Source organism: Pseudomonas sp., from assembly GCF_037994325.1.
GTDB lineage: Bacteria > Pseudomonadota > Gammaproteobacteria > Pseudomonadales > Pseudomonadaceae > Aquipseudomonas.
Genome location: NZ_JBBNAH010000590.1, coordinates 1 through 8,812 on the forward strand (window position 1 = coordinate 1; position 8,812 = coordinate 8,812).

Annotated in this window: 9 protein-coding genes and 1 pseudogene; 4 read left to right on the top strand and 6 right to left on the bottom strand. The window is 55.6% G+C overall.

The features are described 5' to 3' along the window. Positions 1 to 416 (bottom strand): DUF1302 family protein (locus AAAB16_RS19720; protein WP_340664862.1); only part of this gene is annotated, 416 nt, incomplete at its 3' end. A gap of 331 nt (positions 417 to 747) precedes the next feature. Between AAAB16_RS19720 and AAAB16_RS19725 the strand changes: the two genes are divergently transcribed. Further along, positions 748 to 1,281 carry an SDR family NAD(P)-dependent oxidoreductase gene (locus tag AAAB16_RS19725; RefSeq protein ID WP_340664857.1) on the top strand — a complete coding sequence of 178 codons (534 nt, stop codon included), beginning with the start codon at positions 748 to 750 and terminating at the stop codon, positions 1,279 to 1,281. A 183-nt stretch (positions 1,282 to 1,464) separates the two neighbouring features. Here the strand turns inward: AAAB16_RS19725 and AAAB16_RS19730 are convergent, their stop codons facing one another. Then, positions 1,465 to 2,367, bottom strand: coding sequence for a LysR family transcriptional regulator (locus AAAB16_RS19730; RefSeq protein ID WP_340664858.1), 903 nt, complete (start codon positions 2,365 to 2,367; stop codon positions 1,465 to 1,467). A 136-nt stretch (positions 2,368 to 2,503) separates the two neighbouring features. Between AAAB16_RS19730 and AAAB16_RS19735 the strand changes: the two are divergent. Continuing rightward, a pseudogene (locus AAAB16_RS19735) lies at positions 2,504 to 3,250 on the top strand (SDR family oxidoreductase). A 92-nt stretch (positions 3,251 to 3,342) separates the two neighbouring features. On the opposite strand, the gene AAAB16_RS19740 reads toward AAAB16_RS19735, so the two are convergent. Continuing rightward, complete coding sequence (locus AAAB16_RS19740) at positions 3,343 to 3,720, bottom strand: VOC family protein (protein WP_340664859.1); 378 nt, start codon at positions 3,718 to 3,720, stop codon at positions 3,343 to 3,345. Between the two features lie 160 nt (positions 3,721 to 3,880). Beyond that, positions 3,881 to 4,486, bottom strand: a complete 606-nt coding sequence (locus AAAB16_RS19745) for a TetR/AcrR family transcriptional regulator (protein ID WP_340664860.1) — start codon at positions 4,484 to 4,486, stop codon at positions 3,881 to 3,883. A 213-nt stretch (positions 4,487 to 4,699) separates the two neighbouring features. Here AAAB16_RS19745 and AAAB16_RS19750 point away from each other — a divergent pair, with 213 nt between their 5' ends. Continuing rightward, on the top strand, positions 4,700 to 5,422 hold the full coding sequence (locus tag AAAB16_RS19750) for a hypothetical protein (protein WP_340664863.1): 723 nt from the start codon (positions 4,700 to 4,702) through the stop codon (positions 5,420 to 5,422). A 188-nt stretch (positions 5,423 to 5,610) separates the two neighbouring features. On the opposite strand, the gene AAAB16_RS19755 is transcribed toward AAAB16_RS19750, so the two are convergent. Further along, positions 5,611 to 6,822 carry a multidrug effflux MFS transporter gene (locus tag AAAB16_RS19755; protein ID WP_340664864.1) on the bottom strand — a complete coding sequence of 404 codons (1,212 nt, stop codon included), beginning with the start codon at positions 6,820 to 6,822 and terminating at the stop codon, positions 5,611 to 5,613. Between the two features lie 83 nt (positions 6,823 to 6,905). Further along, the gene (locus tag AAAB16_RS19760; protein ID WP_340664865.1) at positions 6,906 to 7,475 is read right to left on the bottom strand and encodes a TetR/AcrR family transcriptional regulator; all 570 of its coding nucleotides are present in this window, start codon (positions 7,473 to 7,475) and stop codon (positions 6,906 to 6,908) included. A gap of 382 nt (positions 7,476 to 7,857) precedes the next feature. On the opposite strand from AAAB16_RS19760, the gene AAAB16_RS19765 reads away from it, so the two are divergent. Then, positions 7,858 to 8,812 (top strand): alkene reductase (locus tag AAAB16_RS19765; RefSeq protein ID WP_340664861.1); only part of this gene is annotated, 955 nt, incomplete at its 3' end.

Genomic DNA, 8,812 nt, shown 5'->3' on the forward strand with positions numbered 1-8,812 from the left:
GACTTAGCAGCCTCCTTGCGGTTGTGGTCGTCAATGTTCTTGAAAAGACGGTCTTCATCTTTTAATTCGAAGTCGTACCAGTACTTACCGCGCACGAACACTCCGCTGTCACCGTACTTCAGCTCGAGATCATGAATGCCCTTAAAAATCTTCGAAAAGGTTTCTCCCTTTTTGAAGTTTAAGCGGTTGTCATCGCTGGTCGATGAGGCTGCCTTACCACCATTTACTCTCCCTATTAAATCTGGGTCTGCCCCGCGCACTGACCAATTTGCACCGATAGAGAGTGACGAGTCGAAATGTCCCTCTATCTCGCCAATATTGAAAGACGCACCGAATGCAGGCACGGCGAGAGTAGATGCGAGGCTTACGGCCAGCGGCAGTTTCGCTAGGTGCAAGCAGTACCTTGTCGTTGTCATTAACGCACTCCATTTGTTTTTGTAATGTGCTTTGGCGATAGCGAGCGGGCGCGGACACACACCCAGCTTTGAAACTATCATTAGCTATACGATTAGTATAGTGCAGCGCTTCAGAATCGAACACAACTGGTGGCGCTTACTAGCACACCGTTTCCTAGATTCACGAAAACGCAATCGACCGATAGATACATGCTGGAATTGATGTTTTACGGTCGCCCCTCTGCGCCCGCCAAAAACACCTACATCCGCCTTGGACAGCTCGATCATGCACTAAACTATATGTATCGTATAGCTTTAACGGAGGTGCTGGTAGTCAGCGTCCACGTCCAGGTTGAAGGCAGATATCAGTGATGCGGCCGCCGTGAGTGAGTTGTTCGCTGTGGCAGAAGCTGCGTTCGGTGGCATCGACGTGCTGGTTAACAACGCCGGCGTCATGACGCTCAGCACTACTGCCGACACCGACGACGCGACCTTTGATCGGCAGATTGCGATCAACCTCAAAGGCACGTTCAACATCCTGCGTGAGGCTGCTAAGCGCCTTCGTGACAACGGCCGAATCATCAACTTCTCATCCAGCGTAGTGGCGCTTCTTCAACCTACTTACGGCGTATACGCGGCAACCAAGGCTGGAGTCGAAGCGATGACCAGCATCTTTGCCAAGGAGCTGCGCGGACGAAATATCATAGTCAACTCCGTCGCCCCAGCCCGACCGCCCTATCTCTGTCCCTACTTCGCGGCTAAGGCTGCAATGGATTCACTCGCAGTTTCCTATGCGAGTGAACTCGTGCGCTGGGGTATCGAAACCTCGATCATCGTGTCAGGCGCCTTCACCAAAGGCACAAACCACTTTGCTCACTCGGGCTAGCCTGCACGCAGGCCTCAAGTAACAAATCGCCTTTCCTTGGCGTCTGCTCCTGGCAGTCGGTAACGGCTGACAACAGGCCGCTTCTGGCCGATCGGATGTGTCGATAAAACTAGGGGCAATTCAGATTGGTGCCGGCAGTGAATCAGGGCACTTGAGATACAAGCGTTACGTTCCGATGACTATTCAGACCCGCCGATCGCGTTCCTGGAATGCAGAGCTTTTTGCAAACACATCCGCCATGAAGTCCATGAAAACGATGGCGCGCTTGGGCTGCAGCCGATTCGCTAGGTAAACGACCTGGATCGGCACCTGTGGTGCTACGTAGTCGCTAAGCAGCAGCTGAAGATTGCCACTTCTTAGCCCTTCCTCATAAAGCCATTGAGGGCCTTGCGCGATGCCTAATCCTGCATTGACGTACTCACGTATCGCCTCGGGTGAATTGACCCGCAGGCGACCGGAAACCGGGACATCAATGTCTTTAAACCGCCAGTTAGTGCCGGTGGATAGCAGAGTGTAAATAAGGCAGTCGTGTTCCTTCAGGTCATCAGGCGAAGAGGGAGAGCCACGTTTCGCCAAGTACTCGCGGCTGGCCACACACACGCGCTCGAACCACGCTAGTGGCCGGGCACGCATTGCGCTGTCCTCAAGGTGGCCGATGCGAATCGCGAGCTCGGCACCCTCGTCGACCAGATTGACGTAGCGGTCGTTGATCTGGAGATCGAGCGACACTTCTGGATAGCGCTCCAGAAAGCTAGCCACATGGGGCACGATAAAGGTGTGCGCCAATGCAGTCGGACATGCCACGCGCAGTAACCCGGACGGTGCCACGTTCCCTCTCAGAGAGGACTCAGACTCTTCTACTGAGCCCAAAATATGCCGCGCATCTGCGTAGTACCGCTCACCTTCCGGTGTGAGCGTCAGCTTTCTTGTCGATCGGTGAAGCAGCCTGGTTTGCAGATGATCTTCGAGTGCGGCGATGTAACGGCTGACGTTCGGTTGTCCGAGCCCAAGATCACGTCCCGCAGCTGAAAAACTGCCGGTCTCTACGGCGCGTACGAAACAGCTCATCAGTAACAACCGATCCATCACACGCCCTCACTCATGCGCATTTCGCATGGGATTTATTCTCTACGGCCATCTTATCAGTGCCCCAGCATGAATACATAGTTGCGCTCAGAAGGTCAGTCGTCCGACTGGTCGTCACAAATGAGAGGAAATTTTCATGTCCCGTTTACAAGGCAAGCGTACGCTTATCACTGGCGGCACAAGTGGCATTGGTCTGGAGACCGCAAAGTAATTCCTCGCAGAAGGCGCTCGGGTGATCGTCACTGGTGTTAATCCTGAGTCAATTGCAAACGCCCAATCTGTCCTAGGCAGCGAGGTTCTTGTGTTACGAGCAGACTCCGCCAGTGTCACAGCCCAGCAGGAGCTGGCTCACGCCGTTCACTCTCATTACGGGCAGCTTGACGTTGCCTTCCTCAATGCTGGTATATCCGTCTGGATACCAATCGAAGACTGGAACGAGGAGATGTTTGACCGCTCCTTTGGCATCAATGTCAAAGGCCCTTACTTCCTCCTGCAAGCACTGCTACCGGTCTTCTCCAACCCTGCATCGGTGGTTCTTAACACCTCGGTGAGTGCGCATCTGGGCGCCGCGCGCTCATCCGTTTATGCCGCAACAAAGGCTGCTTTTCTGAACATGTCGAAAACGCTCTCTAGCGAACTTCTACCGCGTGGTGTTCGGGTAAATGCGGTAAGTCCTGGTCCGATCGACACGCCGCTGTACGACAAGGCGGGTATCCCCGATGCCTATCGCGAGCAGGTCAATAAAGATATTGCTGCGACTATCCCATTTGGCCGTTTTGGCACGCCTGAAGAAGTAGCTAAGGCGGTGCTGTACCTCGCGTCAGACGAGTCTCGTTGGACGGTAGGGACGGAAATTATTGTTGATGGTGGTCGCTCGCTTTAACGAGATAAGCACGCCTTCGAGTGTGTACATCGCGCTTTTCCGGCCATTGAGCAGTCTGGACGGATCGACTCCGTCCAGTTCTTGCCGCTGTATTAAACCTTCTGGCCGACGTCGATGCGGTTGCCATCCGGGTCTTCAAAGACGAACGTGCGCAAGCCGTACTCCTGATTCTTCAACCCTTTGATCACGCGCGCTCCATGGCGCACACAGGTTGCATAGAGTTTTTCGGCATCGTCTACCAGCAGATGGGCGGCATTGAAACCACCCGGTTGGTGATTGGGTTGGAGGGTCAAGTGCAGCTCGCCCTGGTCCCGCTTCAGAATCATGAAACCGACCGGGTTTCCATTCTCGAAGGTCTTGGTGAAACCCAGTACCTCGGTATAAAAGTCATGTGCCTTGGCCATGTCTTTTACCGGAAGTGTTACTGCAATTCGTCCAAACCGCACACCGTGATCAACGACTTCGTCCATCGTAAAACCTCACGAAAGCTCTCCCTCACTGTCCAGGCGGTGCTGGTGAAGTGAGGTGCTTCGCACTGTAAGAGTTCGCAGGGCGGTGCCTGCGCCGCAGAGGGTATTTGCTTGGGTAGCTCACGTAAAGGGCCAGTGGCGCGGCGTTACCGTACAGGCGCTAATCGGACGTGAACGCGAGTATGGTTCGGCGGGCTATTTGCGCGATTTCATCCCGGCCAATTGCCTCACCAGTAAGCACTGCGCGAAAAAACAACGGCGCGGATGCCAGCTCCAACAACTGCCGGGGTTCGGTGCTTGGGGGCAGTTCTCCCCGTTCGATTGCGCGTTCTACCAATTGCCCACTCATTGCGAAGCGCTCCGACCAGAACTGCATGCGCGAGCGCTTGACTACCTCGGCATCTCGTCCCTGGCTAACCGCCGCCTGCAACAGACCGGCCACCAGCGGCGAAGCAATGGCGGTGTGGATATCCACGAGCAAGGCTGTCAGGTCGCCGTGCAGCGACCCTGTATCGGGTAATGGAACATCCTGTTTCATCTGCAACAGGGCGATATCTAATACGAGTTCGGCTTTCGTCGGCCAGCGGCGGTACACCGTGGTTTTGTTCACACCCGCGCGGGCAGCGACCTCCGGTAGCTCCAAGCCGTCGTATCCACTTTCCTGCAGCACCTCTAACGCTGCGGCGTAAATGGCGCTAACCACTTCTGCTGAGCGTCCTCCCGGACGGCTGCGTTTGCTGGTATCTGCCTGCTTGGTTTCGTTCATCCGCCCTTTCCTTTCGTGGTGCCAGGCTGGCGCTAGGGCAACGATTGTTGCATTAGCAGTGGCGCATAAGAAGGGTTTACCGCACAACGCTTACTCTCAACGCCTGGTTTACAACGCCCTCTAAAGCAACTATGGTTGCTTTAGAGGGCGAACCCAATACTTCAAAAAAAGCGCCAGCGATCACTTGAGAAAATGGAGCGCTCCATCGTGGCCATGACCATCAGAACCTTTTTCGCCGGGCAAGAGATTCCACGCGAGCGCGTGTTGCAGTGGGAGCGCCGGCGCGCGCTGATCGTGCTCAAGCGCTTGGGCGGCCAGCCTTTTGGCAGCGAGGACCTGGCGACCCTGAGGTACCAGCTACTGAAGCGAAAAATCGAATTAGGCTCGGACGGCATTCAGCGGATTCTCCAGCGTGAGCTGGCGATTGCTCAGCCGGTCGCCAATCTGGTGGCGCGCCTGTCATGCGGACTTCGGCGTTACAGCGTGGCTGAGCTGTTGGTTGACCGAGGCAGTGCCGAAGAATTCACCCATTGGTTTATGCAACGCACGGCGCTTAACGACGAGACCGCCATGCTCGCCGCCGCGCCCGATCACTACATGATTCGTACTGACGCCAACGGCGCCCAAGAAGTGATCGAAACCACCGGTGGCTCGCCGTTGGTGGGACGGTTTTTGATCGACTACCAAGACCTCTCCAGCCTGCGCTCGCAGCCGGACGGCACTTACTCTCACCAAACCGCAGGTGTTGCCAGGGCCGAGAACGGTCGGGTTCTGGGTGGCGTACGTCATCAATTTCGGGACGAAGGCAAAGGTTTTCGCGCGAAGCTTACGGTCGAGTTCCCGGCGATGATCGTGCCGGGAGCGGTGTCGGCTCATCGCTGGCACCTGGCATGCGAATTCGCCAACTGGATTGAGGCGGCCTTCAGCCCGCAGTAAACGGGCTGGGACAGTTGTACGGCAAGACGCCGGCTGTGAGGACTGCAAACGGCCCAGAGTGTATAAAAACGCCCGGGCGAACCCTTGCGATGACTTCTGAGAAATTCATCGAGAGGGAAGCCAATTCCAGCTTTCGCCCTGCACTTCGTGCCCCCATTTAAGGCTATGGCTGAGCTAAAACGTCTAAGTCACTTTGTGGCGAGAAAGGCGAAAAATGCCGCGCTTAGAGCGGTCGCTGAAATAACACCTAGCGACGCGTAAGCAGACAAGCTGAGGCTTGTACCAACTGTTATTGCGGCGGCAGCGCAACCCATTTGCAAAAAGCCAAGTAGCGCTGACGCGGCGCCAGCGTTAGCCGCAAAAGGATGCAGCGCAATTGCGGTTGCTAAGGGGTTGACGATCCCCATCCCTAACAAAAAAACTGTCAGAAACAAACAAAAGCACAGGAAGTTTTCAGGGCCGACGGCCAGCCCAATGCTACCCGCCAGTGCAATCACGACGCCTGCACGCGCTACAGCAACTTGGCCCCATCGCCGCACCAGGCGTGGGCTGCTTAACCCCGCTCCAAATACAACAAAAACAGTTGCCGCAAAAAACAAACCCAGGTCTAGCGATGACAGCCCGAAACCCGCCATTAATATCGCAGGGGCCATCGAGAAAAAAGCATACAAGGTGCCAACAACCAGACTCACTGTGAGCGCCGGGGCAATAAAGCGTCTGTCGAGCAGCAAGCGTTTATAGCCCCGTAACACGGCGGTGATAGAAGGCGCTGTTCTGTGGTCTTGCGCATGCGTTTCACCTAGGCGGATAAGGTAGTAGCCCGCCAATAAAACAGCGACACCCGCTACCAATCCGAAGGTCGCACGCCAGCCAAGCAAACTATTAAACGCGCCGCCCAGAAGCGGGGAAAATCCTGGAGCTGCTGCCATTGCAACCATGATCAGCGCCAGCGTCCGAGCGAGCTGATCCCCATCGAACAAATCACGAGCAATTGCACGAGATAACACCGACGTGGCGCACACGCCAAGCGCCTGGATAGTACGGCCGGTGATAAGTTGGGGGAGCGTATTGGCCATAGCGCATACAGCGCTGCCTAGGACAAAAATGGCTAGCCCGCTCAGCACCAAAGGCTTTCGGCCAAAACGATCCGAAAGAGGCCCGACCACCAGCTGCCCAAGCGCAAAGGCAATAAAAAAGCTACTTAGCGTGGCACCTAGATCTTTGATCGAGGCTCCTAGATCGATAGCGATTTGAGGAAACGCCGGGAGAATAATATTGGTCGCGAGCGCGCCAAGGGCGGCAAAGCTGGCGAGTAGAAACAGCAAGTTGCCTGTGAGCTCACGTTGAGGACCGGATGTCACGTCCGCGCTTTGTTGCTGGTGTTTGTTTCGCTTGATCATCTGTGCCACGGGAATCCCTAGCTCTCTGGGTTGAAAATAGACCTACGTGGTGCTGCAAAGCCCCTGCGGGGTCTAATACAACCTCAGCGCGACACATGCGTTTCTGGGGAATATTGTTCAAGCAACGCAATGCGGCAGGTTTCCAGTATTTCATCAGTCAGAGGGGCCTCTTCTCGACAGGCCCGCGAGAGCACAATGGCGCCCACTGCTTGCGCCACTAAGGACATCGCTTTGGCCCGTCCCTCCGCATGGGTGTCAGCAGGCAGCATGGCAGTCAGATTTTCTACTAGCTGGCCAATCCCCGCTTCGAACGACGACTTGACGTCGCCTTGCTGTCGCGCGGCATCTCCGCTAAGCGCAGCAATCGCGCAACCTTTTCCCAACGCGTCACGGTGTCGGCGAGACAAGTAAAAGTTGATGAAGTCGACCACATCGGCGCTTGTGCGCATGTGGGAAAAGCCACACGCGGTGGCTTCTGCCATAAGCGCTGATTTCGAGCGGAACTGATTGTAGAAACCTCCGTGGGTAAGCCCGGCGGCGGCCATCAACTCGATTACGCCGATGCCCTCAAAACCGCGCTCGCGAAACAGCACCGAAGCAGTCTCAACGACACGTTTCCGATTTTCCTGCGCCTGCGTTTTGCTGACCCTCATTCTCAAACCTCGCGCGCTTACCAGCACAGCTGACAGCTCTAGGGAAATGGAGATGGACAAACACTTGACTGTTCATATTATGCTTATCATTCTAATGAGCGTCAAATTACCAGGGTCTTTAGATACGCCTCAACTGTTAACACCGAACGACATTCCGAGCGTGTTCGCGTGGGTTGTCCAAGACCTCTTCGGCTCTACATACGCCGAAGAAGGTGGTGGCAAGCATCTGAAATTTGGCAAATAAAATTACGAACGTAATTTCAACGGCGGTTCGTTTTGGTTGTTCTTGAAAGCTGATCCGGGCTCCCGCTGCACGAGCAAGAAACACCAACAGAGCAAACAGTTTGGGCGCCAAGCCCCAACACAATCTTGAGGTTTCAATATGACGACACAGACCCTGTTCGCACCCTACTCTTTCGGTCCGTTTACCCTCTCCAACCGAATCGTTATGGCGCCATTGACTCGCAACCGCGCGGGTGAAGGTTTGGTACCGACTGATCTGGCGGCCACCTATTACGCTCAACGTGCATCGGCCGGTCTTATCATCACCGAGGCTACCCAGGTATCAGCCCAAGCTCAGGGCTACCAGGACACTCCGGGGTTGTATACGACCGAACAGATTGTCGGTTGGCGCAAAGTTACCGATGCAGTGCACGCCAAGGGCGGCAGGATTTTTGTGCAGCTTTGGCACGTTGGGCGTGTTTCGCACGTGGACCTCCAGCCCGACGGTGCTGCACCGGTCGCCCCTTCCGCGATACGCGCTGCGACAAAAACCTTCGTCAACAATTCCTTCGCCGATGTTTCCGAACCGCGTGCACTTACTCTCGAGGAAATTCCGGGCATCGTTGAAACGTTCCGACAGGCCGCAGTTAACTCGGTGGCTGCAGGCTTCGATGGTGTCGAGGTGCACGGCGCCAATGGCTATCTGTTGGAGCAATTCGTAAAAGACGGCGCGAACCAGCGTACCGACGCCTACGGTGGATCAATCGAAAATCGCGCACGACTGCTCCTGGAAGTGACAACTGCTGTAGCCGGAGCAATTGGCGCCGAGCGCACAGGAGTACGTATCTCGCCAGTCTCTCCAGCCAACGGCATAAGCTGCAGTGACCCTCAATCCCAGTATGACTACATCGCCGAGCAACTCAGCGCATTGGGGATCGCCTACTTACACGTGGTCGAAGGCGCAACGGGTGGGCCTCGGGATGTCGCGCCCTTTAACTACGACGCCCTGCGCTCGCGGTTCAAACAAGCCTACTTGGCCAACAACGGCTATGACCTGGAGTTGGCGACTGCTCACCTCAACGAGGGCAAGGCAGATCTTTTCGCTTTCGGTCGCC